At 58.2% G+C, this 13,020-nt stretch carries 20 protein-coding genes; all 20 read left to right on the top strand.

Annotation, left to right across the window (positions count from 1 at the left end; genetic code table 11):
- Positions 1 to 90: 90 nt before the first annotated feature.
- The 20 genes from Pan97_RS08135 (at position 91) to Pan97_RS08045 (ending at position 13,012) form a co-directional block, all read left to right on the top strand.
- Positions 91 to 675 (top strand): hypothetical protein, encoded by a 585-nt coding sequence (locus tag Pan97_RS08135; protein WP_144971604.1) that lies wholly within the window; start codon positions 91 to 93, stop codon positions 673 to 675.
- A 35-nt stretch (positions 676 to 710) separates the two neighbouring features.
- Positions 711 to 1,088 carry a DUF1257 domain-containing protein gene (locus Pan97_RS08130; protein ID WP_144971603.1) on the top strand — a complete coding sequence of 126 codons (378 nt, stop codon included), beginning with the start codon at positions 711 to 713 and terminating at the stop codon, positions 1,086 to 1,088.
- Entirely contained in the window at positions 1,075 to 1,269 is a 195-nt protein-coding gene (locus Pan97_RS08125) for a DUF2997 domain-containing protein (protein ID WP_144971602.1), read from the top strand. The genes Pan97_RS08130 and Pan97_RS08125 overlap by 14 nt, the downstream gene beginning before the upstream one ends.
- Positions 1,266 to 1,937 (top strand): hypothetical protein, encoded by a 672-nt coding sequence (locus tag Pan97_RS08120; protein WP_196782319.1) that lies wholly within the window; start codon positions 1,266 to 1,268, stop codon positions 1,935 to 1,937. Before Pan97_RS08125 ends, Pan97_RS08120 begins: the two co-directional genes overlap by 4 nt.
- Positions 1,938 to 1,991: 54 nt before the next feature.
- Complete coding sequence (locus Pan97_RS08115) at positions 1,992 to 3,497, top strand: AAA family ATPase (protein ID WP_144971601.1); 1,506 nt, start codon at positions 1,992 to 1,994, stop codon at positions 3,495 to 3,497.
- A 63-nt stretch (positions 3,498 to 3,560) separates the two neighbouring features.
- Entirely contained in the window at positions 3,561 to 3,953 is a 393-nt protein-coding gene (locus Pan97_RS08110; protein WP_144971600.1) for a DUF6878 family protein, read from the top strand.
- A complete protein-coding gene (locus tag Pan97_RS08105) occupies positions 3,950 to 4,354 on the top strand; it encodes a DUF6915 family protein (protein WP_196782318.1) in 405 nt (134 codons plus the stop codon). Before Pan97_RS08110 ends, Pan97_RS08105 begins: the two co-directional genes overlap by 4 nt.
- A complete protein-coding gene (locus tag Pan97_RS08100) occupies positions 4,347 to 4,706 on the top strand; it encodes a hypothetical protein (RefSeq protein WP_144971599.1) in 360 nt (119 codons plus the stop codon). The genes Pan97_RS08105 and Pan97_RS08100 overlap by 8 nt, the downstream gene beginning before the upstream one ends.
- A gap of 18 nt (positions 4,707 to 4,724) precedes the next feature.
- The gene (locus tag Pan97_RS08095; RefSeq protein ID WP_144971598.1) at positions 4,725 to 5,225 is read left to right on the top strand and encodes a hypothetical protein; all 501 of its coding nucleotides are present in this window, start codon (positions 4,725 to 4,727) and stop codon (positions 5,223 to 5,225) included.
- A gap of 40 nt (positions 5,226 to 5,265) precedes the next feature.
- On the top strand, positions 5,266 to 6,207 hold the full coding sequence (locus Pan97_RS08090) for a hypothetical protein (protein WP_144971597.1): 942 nt from the start codon (positions 5,266 to 5,268) through the stop codon (positions 6,205 to 6,207).
- 10 nt (positions 6,208 to 6,217) lie between these two features.
- Positions 6,218 to 6,466, top strand: a complete 249-nt coding sequence (locus tag Pan97_RS08085; protein ID WP_144971596.1) for a hypothetical protein — start codon at positions 6,218 to 6,220, stop codon at positions 6,464 to 6,466.
- A 107-nt stretch (positions 6,467 to 6,573) separates the two neighbouring features.
- A complete protein-coding gene (locus tag Pan97_RS08080) occupies positions 6,574 to 6,789 on the top strand; it encodes a hypothetical protein (protein WP_144971595.1) in 216 nt (71 codons plus the stop codon).
- 83 nt (positions 6,790 to 6,872) lie between these two features.
- Positions 6,873 to 7,232, top strand: coding sequence for a MoaD/ThiS family protein (locus Pan97_RS26795; RefSeq protein WP_241676371.1), 360 nt, complete (start codon positions 6,873 to 6,875; stop codon positions 7,230 to 7,232).
- A gap of 77 nt (positions 7,233 to 7,309) precedes the next feature.
- A complete protein-coding gene (locus Pan97_RS08070; protein WP_144971594.1) occupies positions 7,310 to 8,356 on the top strand; it encodes a hypothetical protein in 1,047 nt (348 codons plus the stop codon).
- Complete coding sequence (locus Pan97_RS08065) at positions 8,340 to 8,939, top strand: hypothetical protein (RefSeq protein ID WP_241676370.1); 600 nt, start codon at positions 8,340 to 8,342, stop codon at positions 8,937 to 8,939. The genes Pan97_RS08070 and Pan97_RS08065 overlap by 17 nt, the downstream gene beginning before the upstream one ends.
- Positions 8,936 to 9,604, top strand: a complete 669-nt coding sequence (locus Pan97_RS08060) for a ThiF family adenylyltransferase (protein WP_144971592.1) — start codon at positions 8,936 to 8,938, stop codon at positions 9,602 to 9,604. The genes Pan97_RS08065 and Pan97_RS08060 overlap by 4 nt, the downstream gene beginning before the upstream one ends.
- Before the next feature lie 92 nt (positions 9,605 to 9,696).
- The gene (locus tag Pan97_RS08055) at positions 9,697 to 10,533 is read left to right on the top strand and encodes a RecB family exonuclease (protein ID WP_144971591.1); all 837 of its coding nucleotides are present in this window, start codon (positions 9,697 to 9,699) and stop codon (positions 10,531 to 10,533) included.
- A gap of 35 nt (positions 10,534 to 10,568) precedes the next feature.
- A complete protein-coding gene (locus Pan97_RS08050) occupies positions 10,569 to 11,117 on the top strand; it encodes a hypothetical protein (RefSeq protein ID WP_144971590.1) in 549 nt (182 codons plus the stop codon).
- Between the two features lie 36 nt (positions 11,118 to 11,153).
- On the top strand, positions 11,154 to 11,282 hold the full coding sequence (locus Pan97_RS27015) for a hypothetical protein (protein ID WP_261342372.1): 129 nt from the start codon (positions 11,154 to 11,156) through the stop codon (positions 11,280 to 11,282).
- A gap of 251 nt (positions 11,283 to 11,533) precedes the next feature.
- The gene (locus Pan97_RS08045; RefSeq protein ID WP_144971589.1) at positions 11,534 to 13,012 is read left to right on the top strand and encodes a hypothetical protein; all 1,479 of its coding nucleotides are present in this window, start codon (positions 11,534 to 11,536) and stop codon (positions 13,010 to 13,012) included.
- Positions 13,013 to 13,020 lie beyond the last annotated feature (8 nt).

Below are 13,020 nucleotides of genomic sequence, written 5' to 3'. Positions count from 1 at the left end.
TGCTGGCGGTTGTTGCGCTCATCAAGGAGCGACGCCTGCGCCTCGCGCTGCAGGACATTCTCAGACGTCTCATTAACCGTTGGAGGTCGTATGCAAACACACAAGCTGATCCTCACGCCGATCGCCGTAACGCTGATGCTGACGGCGATCGGATGTGATGAAGAAGAAAACAAACGTCTGGCTGAAATGGCCGAACGGCATCTCGAACGGCAGGCGGAGCAGAATCGTCAGGTCACCGAACTGCAGCGCGAGGTTGCCGAAGGTTCGCGGCGACTGGTCGAAGCCGATGCTCAAGCGCGACAGGAAATGGTTGTCCTGCAGCGCGAAATTCAAGCGGAACGTACCGAGGTAGGGCGGCAACGCGATTTGCTGGAAGGAGAGCGCCGTGACCTGGCCGCTAAACGTCGCTTGGACCCAATCATCGCTGCGGCGATCACCAACATCGGATTTCTATTGGCGTGCCTGCTGCCGTTGGTCCTGTGCTGGTATCTGCTCGGGCGCCGCGTCGAACCTGCGAACGATCAGGCTATTGCTGAGGTGTTGCTCGAAGACCTTGTCACCGATAGGCCATTGTTGCTGCCACCCTCTGACAACGTCCGCGCCATTGGCCTGCGCACGGGCAATGATAATTCGAGTTCGCCCTACGATGCCGACCCAATCGAGAAACCAACCTGACCCAATCACGACATATCACCAACGGAGACACTGACATGTCCCACATCGTTACCGTCGAGACCGAGATTCGGGACGCGGCAGCACTCAACTCGGCCTGTCGACGTCTCGGTCTGTCGCTCCCAACGCACGAGACCGCGCAAGTCTTCAGCGGCGAGGCCACCGGCTATTGCGTGCGGCTACCCGACTGGCGCTACCCAGTCGTCTGTGACACGGAAAGCGGTCGCATCCGATTCGACAACTTTGAGGGCCGGTGGGGCGCGCAGCGCGAATTGGACCGACTGATGCAGGCATACGCCTGCGAACGAGCCAAACTCGAAGCCCGCCGCAACGGCCACACCGTAACCGAACAGCCGCTGGCCGATGGCTCCATCAAACTCACCGTTCACGTAGGAGAACTGCATGAAGACGATTGAAATCATCATCTCGCCCGGCAGTGAGTCCCGCGTGGAAACCAAGGGCTTCGCCGGCAGTGCGTGTCGCGACGCCAGTCGCTTCTTGGAATTGGCGCTCGGCAAGGCCACATCGGAATCACTGACGGCCGAGTTCCACGAAGCTTACACCCACGATCAGAATCATCTGGAACAGGAGAAATGACCCTCTTGCAACAACCTATCGCATCCGTGCCTGGCCGAAAGGCGGCAACAACCGACTTGGTGAGAATATTGCTCGTTGTCGAAGGCACGAATGACATTGAGTTTCTGCGGCGCATTTCGATGCTGCTTTACGCAAGCGACGATACGCTGCCGCATCTGGTAGAGATGGAACAGCGGGGCGAGTTGGTCTTCGTTCCTTTCGGCGGCGGCAGCGTCCATGCGTGGACGTATCGACTCGCTCCCTTGGGCAAGCCCGAGTTCCATCTGTACGATCACGAGCTACCGCCGGAAACGGACTTGCGCCGCGAAGCCGCTGATGCGGTGAACCGCCGCCCAAACTGTCGCGCCGTGCTGACTCGCAAGCGTAGCCTGGAGAATTATCTTCATGCCACTGCGATCACGGCGGCTGGGGACGTTGATGTCACATTCGACGACTTCGATCCGGCTGCCGAGTTCGCCGCGAAAAGCCTTTATCAGCGCGGCCTTGATGAAACTCCCTGGGAACTGCTCCCGCCGCGTGCGCGCCGACGTATGGCCAACCGGGCCAAGCGCTGGCTCAATACCAAAGCGGCTGACCACATGACCGTGGAACTGCTGCACCAACGCGATCCCGACGGCGAAATCGTCTCTTGGCTGCAGACGATCGGTCGTCTGGCTGCATCGCGGTGATTGGCCAGCCGCCCGTCACTCTTCTCAAACCCCAAACTACATAAGGAATAAACCATGACGCTATCAGAGCGTTTGGCGGAGACCGTGCGCGCGTGCTTCGCCGGCATTTGGATTCAAAGCCACGAGCATGAAGACGCGCTGCTGGAGATTGCCCGTCTCTGCCACAACGAGCAATGGAAGATGGCCACTTGGGATATCGACCAGGGATTGCGATTATCGGGTGGTACGGACGGTAGCACGGCGGATACGGCGGCGGGAGCCGATCCGCTGGCGGCGGTTCGGGCACTGAGCGCCATGGCGGATGACGAGAACCCGTCACTGTTGGTGCTCGTCAACTTTCATCGGTTTCTGAATTCCGCGGAAGTCGTCCAGGCCATGGCCCGGCAGATTGTGCAGGGTAAGAACAACCGCACGTTTGTCGTCGTCTTGTCGCCGGTCGTGCAAATCCCCACTGAACTGGAAAAGCTAATCGTCTGCATCGAACACGAGTTGCCTGATCGGGATCAGATCGATGAGATCGCCCGCGGCGTCGCCACCGAAGATGGCGAGTTGCCTACCGGAGTCGAGTTGCAGCGCGTGCTCGACGCCGCTTGCGGACTCACACGGTACGAAGTCGAGGGCGCCTTCAGTCTTTCGCTCGTGCGGCATGGACGTATCGAGCCGTCGTCGATTTGGGAACTCAAGTCGCAGACGCTGACCAAGAACGGTCTGCTCTCCCTTCATCGAGGAAGCGAGTCTTTTTCCGACCTTGGCGGACTGGAGTCGCTCAAGTCGTTTTGCCTGCGCGCGATGCGGCCACACAACGGCAGCACACGGGCGCTCAAGCCGCGGGGCGTGCTGCTACTGGGCGTGCCGGGCACGGGAAAGAGCGCGTTTTGCAAGGCGCTCGGCAATGAAACGGGCCGACCGACGCTGACGCTCGACGTTGGAGCGCTGATGGGTTCGCTCGTAGGACAGACTGAGGAGCGAACGCGCCGGGCGCTGCGGATCGTCGATGCCATGCAACCGGCCGTGCTCTTCGTGGACGAAGTTGAAAAGGCACTCAGCGGCGTTGCCGGTTCCGGCCAAACCGACAGCGGAGTTTCTGCGCGGATGTTTGGTTCGTTGCTCTCGTGGCTCAACGATCATGAATCGGACGTGTTCGTCGTTTGCACCGCGAACGATGTCACAAAACTGCCGCCAGAGTTTTGTCGCGCGGAACGCTTTGACGGTTTGTTCTTTCTTGACTTGCCCGGCAAACAACAGAAGCAAGCCATCTGGCGAATGTATCTCGACCTGTTCGGCATCGAAGCCGACCAACGTCTTCCCGACGATCAACATTGGACCGGCGCGGAGATTCGAGCCTGTTGCCGTCTTGCCGCCCTGCTCGATGTTCCGCTCGTACAGGCGGCCCAAAACATCGTGCCGGTTGCGGTCACCTCGGCCGAATCGGTCGATCAATTGCGTAACTGGGCAAGCGGTCGCTGCCTGTCGGCAGACACGGTGGGAATCTACACAACCGCGAGCGGTTCGAAAGCCAAGTCGCGGCGGAAGATTCCACGCGATCCCAGTGTCAACTGATCGCTACGACCGATCACTGTCCATTCATCGAATCACGTCAAAACGAAAGGAGCAATGCAATCAATGACCGACTCTGATTCTGCAGCCGATTGGATGACCGCGTATCAGGAGCGACTGGAACGAGAGCGAACAGAAGCTCGCCAAGCCATGGGCAAAGCCTGCGATGCCCTTGACGAGTTGGGCGTTACGGCAGTGCGCATCGAGTACGACGGCTACGGCGACTCGGGCGCCGTCGAAGGCGTCACGGCAACCGGCCCGGCGGGCGACGTCGCGATTCCCGCCGATCTCCGCGAGGAGTTGATTTCCGCCGCCGAGCGACTGCTCCCCGATGGCTGGGAAAACAACACCGGTGCGTTTGGCGAGTTGGTGCTCGACGTCGCTCATCGCCGACTGACCCGCGAACACAACTGGCGCGTCGAAACGAGCGAATACGACGAGGAGGTGTGGGAGCTATGAATCCGTACCATCATGCCCTTTCGAGCGCCGCTCATTTTGGCGGGCGGCCGGACGATTATCTGCCGCTGCACCAGTGGCTCGACGAATCGAAGGCGTTCTTTGCCGACTTTCGCCACCGGGCATTGCGCCATCACGCCGAAGGCATCTTCCTGCTGGAACGTTTGTTCGGTGTGACAATCACCAATAGCGACGGTCGGTCGATCCCTGTGCGATTCATCGGCGAGCAGCATGTCAAGGAAGACCTCGGACGTATCCCGACCGCTCAGGATTGGCTGGAACATCTGGCTCCTGCCCCGTGGATGATGAAACGAGGAAAGCTGCTATATGTCAGTGAGGCTGAAACGCACGACGCTGACTCCATCGCCAGCGACGAGTGCGAGAGAGAAGCACGTCATGTCTGATCAACCACAGCTTCAGCAATACGACGTCCACCTGTTCGCCGTGGTCAGGCGCAAGGTAGCCGGCATCGACGCGACATCACATCGCGAGGCGATTGAGGCCACACTTGGGAAAACCGATCTTTACGCTTGCTTCGACGGGACAGAAGCGGAGTACGCCGAGGAACTGTCCCATTTTCTTGTCGATGTCGTTGGCGACGATGAATATGCCCAGTCGCAGTGGTACTACAGCCAGGACGTGCCGTTGATGTCGAACCTGGCCAGACTCGTGTCGTGGTATGAGCGGGGACGGCCAGGAGAGGAATTGGAGCAAATCATCCGCGACGCTCGTGATGTCCTGGCAAATTACGTCTGAATGAAAGGAGAAACAACTGTGTTCAGCCAGCGAGAACTGGCAACGATGCTTGCCGCCTTACGCTGTTGGCAGCATCAAATGGCAGGCGATCGCTCCATGCCGTCGCCCTTTGCTTCCCATTTCGATGAAGCGCATCCGCTTACGCCTGCCGAAATCGACGCGCTCTGTGAGCAGTTGAATACATCCGTCACTAGCGATGATTTCGTTGAAATGTGTCACACCGTGGCCGAGTCGGCCACCCATTGGGCACATTGTTCGGACTGGCGTGAAGCATGCGCCGTGTTCGCAGAATTGGGACTCCGCTGTCGGCAACTGCTTGAGCGGGCGAAGTTGTGGAAACCGGAGCCATGTGAATGCGAACAGCCCGGTTACTTCCAATGTGGCGTCCCAGGAATTCTAGCGCACTTGGAAGGCGGCAAACTGGAGTCCGGTTCGGCCGTCGAGCGCTGCGACCTTTGCCAGCGCTATCCATCCGACGAAGCGGCGCTTGTTCGTCTACGCGAAATGGGAATCGCCTGACAAACCATAATTTACACACTGTTACCCTCGGAGAAAAACCATGACTGTTTCCACAGGCCGACCGCCGACGCAGCGCACCGGCGCGGCAGATCAGATGCGGGCGACGATGTGCGCCACACGCGTCAGCTTCACGTGGTTCGGCACACGGAAAACGCTTTCGACGGCTCAGAAGGCCCAGGCGGCCGAATCGTTCGGAGCCGAGGGCGATTTTCTCAGCGCCGGCAAGAAACTGCTCGACACCAAACATCCGCGTTTCAAGGCAGTAACCTCGGTGCGCAATCGCACGCGTGCCTATTGGGCGTCGCTCAGCCTACCCTATCCCGAGCCCGGGATTCGCTTGGTGCGGCAGGATACGCTGGCGACATTTCAGGACCAAATGAGCGTTTTCAAGGAGGAACTCGACGAAGCCGTGGCCGGACTTGACGAGCGATATGCAGCGCTCAAAGTGGCGGCTGAAGAGCGACTGGGTAGCCTTTACAACGAAGCCGACTATCCGGCATCGCTCGCGGGGATGTTCGATGTCTCTTGGGATTTTCCCAGCGTCGAGCCGCCGTCGTATTTGCAACAACTCAATCCGGAGTTGTACGAGCAAGAATGCCGCCGCGTGCAGGCCCGTTTTGACGAGGCCGTGCAGATGGCCGAGCAGGCGTTCATCGAGGAGCTGTCGCAACTGGTTTCGCATCTCACCGAGCGGCTGGGCGGTCACGAAGACGGCAAGCCCAAGATCTTCCGCGACACGGCCGTGGGAAACTTGCGTGAGTTTTTCAATCGTTTCCGCGCACTGAATGTGCGATCTAACGATCAGCTCGATTCGCTTGTTTCACAGTGTCGTCAGGTCGTCGATGGAGTCCAACCACAGGAACTGCGCGACAACGGGGGCCTGCGCCAGCAGGTTGCCACGCAGCTTTCCGGCGTCCAATCGGTGCTGGACGGACTGCTTGTTGACCGACCACGGCGACGGATCATTCGTTCGCCCAAGTGAGGACCCGGCTATGCAACTTCTGATCTCCCCCGGCGGCACGATCCGCTACGTCTACGCTGAATCCATCGACCTCACCCATATCGGGCATGTTTCCATTTCTCGTGGATCACACGTCGAGCCCGATCAAGACGGTCGCTGGTTCGCTGATCTGGCGCCGGTAGGCGGGCCACGGCTCGGCCCATTTGCTCGCCGCAGCGACGCCCTCAACGCGGAATCCGAGTGGTTGCACAAGCACTGGCTGCTGCCACCGCTCGACTGACCGCCGTCAACGACAACACGTATACCTTTTTGCCCCGGCCACGCAGGCAACTGTACCTGTGTGGCCGGGGCTTTTTTCGTTTCCCCACCTCAACAGGAGTGCTTTCCATGAAACAGGCCGACCTTGACCGCGCCGTCGCCCGCGCCACGGGCGAAACCGTTTCCACCATCAAACGTCTCGGGTTTCTGCTCGCCGAACCGAGCGACGGTCTCGATCCCGAGGCCGACGAACACGGCCCTTACGTCATCGATTGGGACGAATTGGAGGCGCAGCGTCACGAAGCAGAAACGCGGAGGCCGCGCTATGAACCGGCCGTCGCTTGAGCAAAAGCGTCAACTTCGCGTTGCCGCCGTGACTGATGACTCCGCACTGCGCAACGGTGATTCGAGCAAGCAAAACCAGTTGCGTGGTGGCCAACGGCGAGGGCGGCGCGAAGTCAAGAACGCATCGCGCCGTCGAATGCGACGATGGCCGGTGCGGCAACCGACTTGATGCCAACGATATCGATTTCACACTCAACAAAACTCATGAAAGGATACATATGAAGATTCTGGTGATCAACAACGACGGCGGCGGCTTCGCCGATTACGTGGACGTCGCCGATGGCACGACTGTCGCTCAACTGTTCGAGCGACAAATCGGCGCTACCAAGCCGAGTCACTACCTGATCCGTGTCAATCGTCAGCCCTGCCCGGCGGATCAGGTGTTGCGTGAAGGGGACCGCATCTCCATCACGCCAACGAAAATCGAGGGCGCGAAATCGTAACCACAAGCCTTCCGCACGCCACCGGGTCTAAGCGCTCGGTGGCGTGGCGGGCGGTGTTCACTTTGGAGTGACGAACCATGACGCGCCAACAACGGCTGCTCATCCGGATGGCAATCGCGATCCACGAGCGGCTTCACTCGAAAATTACCAATGACAAATGCTTCTCGCTGCCAGCGGCAGCGTGGCAACAATGCGAAATGCTAAATCGCAAGCTGCGGAAAGCTTCCCAGCGCGGCTGGAACCTGGCGGCCGATCGGCTGAATCACGACCAGCGTTTGGCGGTCGAGCGACTTCGCAATGAGGTAGCGGAACTTGACCACAAGCTTCGACCATCAGGCGACGAAGGCCGCAAAGCCTCGGTGGGCGACATCTTTGCTGACCTAGTCGCTCTGCACGATGAGTTCGAAGATGTCGCCTTCCATCGAAGAGAGCACACGTTGTCGGTCACGACGGAGGCCATTGAGCTAGACGGTGTTTATTTGGGTCCGTTTGAGATTCGTCTGGATTGGACCGACTTGCTGAAAGGCCATCCGTATAACTATCGCGTGATCGCCGTCGATCCCAATCCCGCTGCAGCGAATGAGAGCGTTACGCATCCCCACGTGCAAGACGAAGGGGTTTGTGAAGGCGATGGGCATCAGTCGATCCGCAAAGCGCTGGAACAGGGCCGCTTGCTCGATTTCTTCATGATCGTCGCCAACTTGCTACGGACGTACAACTCTGGTAGCCCCTTCGTTTCACTATCGGATTGGCACGGCGTGGAATGTGCCGACTGCGGCAGTACCGTCTGCGACGACCAGCGGTGGACGTGCGAAAAGTGTGAGACGACGGTGTGCGGCGAATGTTACTTCAACTGCCCTGGCTGCGACGGCATCTTCTGCAACGAATGCACGACACGCTGCGAAGGCTGCGATGAGAACCATTGCAGCGGCTGCATGAAGGAGTGCTCGCGTTGCGATGCTGAGCTTTGCCAGGGCTGCCTCGATGACAACGAAAGGTGTTCTGATTGCCATGACCAAGAACTCGAAGAAGAAACGGAAAGTGACGGAAGCGGTCACAGACGCGACGACGCCGACGCTCCGATTCAGCCCAACCGCGTGGGCCAAGTTGCTGTTCCTGCGTGATTATGGCGACACGGAAGTCGGCGGTTTCGGCATCGGGACGAGGGACGACCTGTTGTTCGTTGAAGACATTCAACTCGTCAAGCAAGTTTGTTCGTGGGCACACGTCGCGTTCGACGACGAATCGGTCGCTGATTTCTTTGATCGTCAGGTGGATGCCGAGCGAAGGCCCGAACAATTCGCCCGCATCTGGGTGCATACGCATCCGGGCGACTGCCCGCGACCGAGTATGACGGACGAGGAGACATTTGGCCGCGTCTTCGGCCGTTCGGATTGGGCTGTAATGTTCATCCTGGCCTGCGAAGGCCAGTCGTACGCTCGGCTGCGTTTCAACGTCGGGCCATGCGCCGAAGTCGAGATCCCCGTCGGCGTTGATTACTTGCGGCCGTTTGGCGCCTCCGAACCCGATGCCTGGGAGCAGGAGTATCTGACCAATGTACACGCTGCACAACCGGTCCGCAGCATGGCCGCCGAATTGGAACCCGCGCTTGCCTCACCATTCGAAGAGAAACCAACTAACAGTTGGTACGAAAGCTGGTTCGACTATGCGGCCGACGAAGAGGATGCGGAGGAGCTGATTGTATGAACGCAATTGAGATCACACCCCACGATCGTTTCACGCGACAGCGAGACCTTGTACCGAGCGATCGTCTGGCCGATGTCGCAACCACCGTCATCGGTGTCGGCGCCATTGGCCGCCAAGTGGCACTACAACTTGCGGCCATTGGTGCTCCGCGCATTCAATTGGTCGACTTTGACGCGGTGGATGTGACCAATGTCACGACACAAGGCTACGCGGCCGAAGATGTGGATCAGCCGAAAGTGCTTGCAACGGCCACTGCGATTCGTCGTCTGGATGCTTCGATTCAAGTTGCGACGATTCAGGATCGCTACCGTGCAAAGCTGGAGATCGGTGAGGCAGTGTTTTGCTGCGTCGATTCGATCTCCACGCGGGCTGCCATTTGGCGATCCGCAGCCAACCGCTGCCGGTTCTGGGTGGACGGCCGCATGTTGGGCGAGACCATTCGTATCCTCGCCGCAAGCGATACCGACACATTCGCCCGCTACGCAAACACGCTGTTTGCCCCGGCAGATGCTCAGACCGGCAGTTGCACGTCCCGTAGCACGATCTACGCCGCCAGTATCGCGGCCGGACTGATGGTCCACCAGTTCACCCGCTGGTTGCGTCGCCTTCCCGTCGATTGCGACACCACACTCAACCTGCTCGCCGGCGAATGCACGGTCGCATAAGTCGACGGTTCACCAACCTGTAACGACAAAGCCCCGGCGACTCAATGGTTACGAACCGATGAGCTGTCGGGGTTTCTCATTTGGAGAATAGAATGATTGCCACACTGACCCGCGCCAGTCCCGCGCGCGATAACAATTCGGGACTTCTCGATTACGTATCGCCCACCAGACTGAACACCTGGGTGTCATGTCCGTTGAAGTTCAAGCTGCGTTATGTGGATGGCATCAAAGAGCCGACCTCACCGAGTCTATTTCTCGGCAAGCGCGTCCACGCTGGCTTGGAATTCTTCTATCGCCAAATTCAGGCTGGCGAGAACGTGACGTCTGCCGACGTCTCGCAGCACATTTCCGACTCGTGGGATGAAGCAGTCACTGCTGAAGATATGCAGTTCGCTTCGTTCGACGACGAAGCGGCACTGAAGTGTCAAACGATCGGATTGGTCGGAGCCTATCTCGATAGACATGATAGCAAAGAGGGCTTCCCAATCGCCGTCGAAAGTCCGCTGGAGTGCCCGCTGATCGAGCCTCACACCGGGGCCGACTTGGGCACGGCGTTGTTTGGATTCGTCGATCTGATCCTTGAAACGCCCACCGGGATGACGATCGTTGATTTCAAGACGGCAGCGCGTACGAGCGCGCCGCTTGAGATTTCTCACGAAGTTCAGTTGTCCTGCTACGCCTACGCCTTCCGGCACGTGTTCGGTGCGACCGAGCAAGAACTGCAAATCCGCAGCCTCATCAAGACGAAGACCCCGAAGGTTGAAACACACCGTTATCCCGCCCGCGGCGACGCGCACTTTCGGCGACTGTTCGCCGTGATCCGCGCCTACCTCGATGATCTACAGTCCAATCGGTTCGTGTATCGGCCTGGTTGGACTTGTTCGATGTGCGACTACCGCGAAACCGATTGTCGCCAGTGGCAGGGTTAAACCATCCGTATTCTACGAACAACAAGGAGCAAACCATGCCAGGACTGACCGTCACCGAAAAGGAACATTGGAAGGATCGCATCGGCAAACGGATCGACAAGAAGATCGAAGTCGTTTCCGCAGAAGACCCCAACCTGCTGGATCGCGTTCACCGCGAGGCCCGCGAGCGGGCGCTCGCTTCGCTCGGTTTGTCAAAGATGCAGCAGGAACTGGACGAAGTCGAACAGCAGAAGTCGGCGCTAGAAAAACGCGAACGGCAAATCGAACGTGCCATGCTCGCACACGTCCGCGGCGTGCCCGTCGAAGACATCGACGATTACCACTCCTACCGGTACGACCACGAAGTGGACAGCGCGGTGAATCGTCGGCAGGCCGTTCACGAGGACGAGCTGCTCGCGGAAAGCGAAAACGGCCAGCGGATTCTGCAGCTCCGCGAAGAGAAGGATAACCTGCTCGATACCGTATGGCTCGCCACTTCGCCGAAGCAGATCAAGGAACTGTGGTCAAAAGTCGCCGATCTGCTTGGCGACGACCAAACACAATTACAGCGCGACGCACTGGCGATCGTTCCCGCCGAAGAGTGATCGCCTCGCATTCGCGCGAACAGAAGAGGGGACCACATGGAAAGTCTGTTTGGACTCGCCGTGCTGGCCGCGATTGCCTGGTGGTGTTACAAATCGGGCAAACGCATCGGCAGCCGCAAAGGCTACAACGTCGGCCGCTCCCGCCGTCGCCGACGGCGGCGCTGAACAACATCGGCCAGCACGCACGGCAGTTGGGCCGCCCTCCGGGGCGGCTCAACTTGCCGTCTTTTTTTAGCTATCAAGATACGAAGGATTCTTACCGCAATGCGTATGACTCTGTCGCAGATCTGGCCGTGCTGGCAATACAGTCGAATTTTGCGGATTGTACACCTGCATTTTGCCGAGCTTGCCACAGGCTGGCTTAAGAATGGCGAAAACGTCTGGCAAATCCGTTATACTCAGTGTTTTCTGGGGCGATGATGGACGAATCAGCAAAGCAACAACTTGAGCAAACCCGCGAGACACAGCCGGCGTGGAATTCGACACTTCATAGCCGTCAACGTGTGTTGTTGCATACACAGCCGCTCGTAACGCTGCAGCAGAAGTGGAAACTCGGAACTGAGGATCAGGCTCATTACGATGCGCTCACGCTCTCAATCAAGTTATTCGATGCGATCATTGATGGAAGCGGATTCGGCAACGAGGTTACTCGCGAGACAATGCTGCAGTCGCTTCGCCCGCTGCTTGCCGCATTTGACGATGCAACGAATCTTGACCCCAACGAGCGCCGGCACTTGCAGGTCGTCGACCGCTTGATCGGTTATCTGAAAAACGATGCAAATCGGGGACGTGCCTTTGAAGTTGAATACGCGGACTTCGACGATCGATGGCAGCTCGACCGCAAGGTGCTCAGATTCAAATTGCTTAAGGAAATGCACGGTTACAGTGGCGAAATTGTGCTGCAGCTTTCTTCCGAAGCGATCAATCTATTCCTAAACGCCCTGGACTTGGACATCGAAAGTGCCCAGGAAGCGAATGAAGCGGTAGTTCGGTTTCAGCTTGAGCGGGGCAAGTTCGACCAGGCCCGCGCCTTCGCAGAAAACGCCCGCGGACAGTCGCTTCGATACCAAGAGAAGATCGAGCACATCGTCGGTCAGACAAAGCGCGATATTCGGCAAGTCGATTGGCGCAACGAGGTTCATGAGTTGCTTGTGGAAGCAATGGACCACGTACAAAACCGCCAGCGGATCGAGTCTGACATCATCGACTCGGCACAGCAGAAGCTCGCTACAGTTCAGCTAGACGAGGACCAGCGACATGCCGTAGGTGATGTCATTCGCCTAATGCGCGATTGCCGCCATCGTCACTTGAATCTAAACCGGCAGTTGATGCAGACGCGCAATCACTTTTTTGAGCAGCAAACCAGGCAGTGTTTTTCGGATTCTGAGTCGATCACGCCAATCAATCTCCGCGATGAAGTTCTCCAGCCCTTATTGGCAATGCCGCAAGCCGACGTGGTCCCCTTGGGCGAATACGCGACGTCTTTGTTGGCTACTGCACGAACACCGAAGTTGCTTTCATTGGCCGGTCTCATCATTTGGCAGTTGCAACCGCTTCGCATTCGGACAGAAGGTGAAGTTGAAATGGAAGAGCTTGACCTGCTTGAGTCAGGTGTCGAAGTCAAACGATTTGATGATGATGTGCTGCAAGGGTCAGAAAAGGTTTTTGTCGAGTTGGATCGGGCGATCGTGCTTTCCGAACTGATTCAAAGGCTCGAAACAGATGGATGTCCAGACGAAGTGCAGGACGCCGTCGTGCTGCGAATCCTTGAACAATTCGATCCGGAGGACGGAATAGATGGGTTCGAGGTAGCCATGCACGAGAAAGACGGATTTGCACATCACCGCATGTTCGGGGATGACTTGTTGATTTGTCCCCAGAGGACCACCACGTAAAAGGCGTG

The sequence above is a fragment of the Bremerella volcania genome, assembly GCF_007748115.1.
Taxonomy (GTDB): Bacteria; Planctomycetota; Planctomycetia; order Pirellulales; family Pirellulaceae; genus Bremerella; species Bremerella volcania.
This window is presented reverse-complemented; position numbering and strand designations above follow the sequence as displayed.

Coding starts and splice junctions, on each gene's coding strand:
- Pan97_RS08130 (WP_144971603.1), top strand. CDS start 711: ATGTCCCACATCGTTACCGTCGAGACCGAGATTCGGGACGCGGCAGCA.
- Pan97_RS08045 (WP_144971589.1), top strand. CDS start 11,534: ATGATGGACGAATCAGCAAAGCAACAACTTGAGCAAACCCGCGAGACA.
- Pan97_RS08085 (WP_144971596.1), top strand. CDS start 6,218: ATGCAACTTCTGATCTCCCCCGGCGGCACGATCCGCTACGTCTACGCT.
- Pan97_RS08110 (WP_144971600.1), top strand. CDS start 3,561: ATGACCGACTCTGATTCTGCAGCCGATTGGATGACCGCGTATCAGGAG.
- Pan97_RS08120 (WP_196782319.1), top strand. CDS start 1,266: ATGACCCTCTTGCAACAACCTATCGCATCCGTGCCTGGCCGAAAGGCG.
- Pan97_RS08055 (WP_144971591.1), top strand. CDS start 9,697: ATGATTGCCACACTGACCCGCGCCAGTCCCGCGCGCGATAACAATTCG.
- Pan97_RS27015 (WP_261342372.1), top strand. CDS start 11,154: ATGGAAAGTCTGTTTGGACTCGCCGTGCTGGCCGCGATTGCCTGGTGG.
- Pan97_RS08135 (WP_144971604.1), top strand. CDS start 91: ATGCAAACACACAAGCTGATCCTCACGCCGATCGCCGTAACGCTGATG.
- Pan97_RS08080 (WP_144971595.1), top strand. CDS start 6,574: ATGAAACAGGCCGACCTTGACCGCGCCGTCGCCCGCGCCACGGGCGAA.
- Pan97_RS08100 (WP_144971599.1), top strand. CDS start 4,347: ATGTCTGATCAACCACAGCTTCAGCAATACGACGTCCACCTGTTCGCC.
- Pan97_RS08050 (WP_144971590.1), top strand. CDS start 10,569: ATGCCAGGACTGACCGTCACCGAAAAGGAACATTGGAAGGATCGCATC.
- Pan97_RS08125 (WP_144971602.1), top strand. CDS start 1,075: ATGAAGACGATTGAAATCATCATCTCGCCCGGCAGTGAGTCCCGCGTG.
- Pan97_RS08060 (WP_144971592.1), top strand. CDS start 8,936: ATGAACGCAATTGAGATCACACCCCACGATCGTTTCACGCGACAGCGA.
- Pan97_RS08090 (WP_144971597.1), top strand. CDS start 5,266: ATGACTGTTTCCACAGGCCGACCGCCGACGCAGCGCACCGGCGCGGCA.
- Pan97_RS08105 (WP_196782318.1), top strand. CDS start 3,950: ATGAATCCGTACCATCATGCCCTTTCGAGCGCCGCTCATTTTGGCGGG.
- Pan97_RS08115 (WP_144971601.1), top strand. CDS start 1,992: ATGACGCTATCAGAGCGTTTGGCGGAGACCGTGCGCGCGTGCTTCGCC.
- Pan97_RS08070 (WP_144971594.1), top strand. CDS start 7,310: ATGACGCGCCAACAACGGCTGCTCATCCGGATGGCAATCGCGATCCAC.